A 234-nucleotide genomic window follows, 5' to 3' on the forward strand; every position below is an offset into this window, starting at 1 on the left:
CAATTGGCCATCGGCGATAACCGGTTTCGGGCTGGTGAACTCATAGCCCTCGGTTGGCCAGTAGCCGACAAACTTCACGCCTTTGGTCGCCAGCTTATCGTGCAGCATCCCCAGCGCGTCAAGGAACCATTCGCCGTAACCAAGCTGATCGCCCATGCCGTACAGCGCGACGATTTTGCCATTCAGATCTAAGGCGTCGAGCTGTTCCCAGACCGCTTCCCAGTCTTCCTGAAT

General features: G+C 56.8%; 1 protein-coding gene. It reads right to left on the reverse strand.

From position 1 onward, the window contains the following. Nucleotides 1-234 (reverse strand): flavodoxin domain-containing protein (locus G5A07_RS21755; RefSeq protein WP_191864021.1); only part of this gene is annotated, 234 nt, incomplete at both ends.

The sequence above is a fragment of the Stenotrophomonas sp. AS012628 genome, assembly GCF_010608305.1.
GTDB lineage: Bacteria > Pseudomonadota > Gammaproteobacteria > Xanthomonadales > Xanthomonadaceae > Stenotrophomonas > Stenotrophomonas geniculata.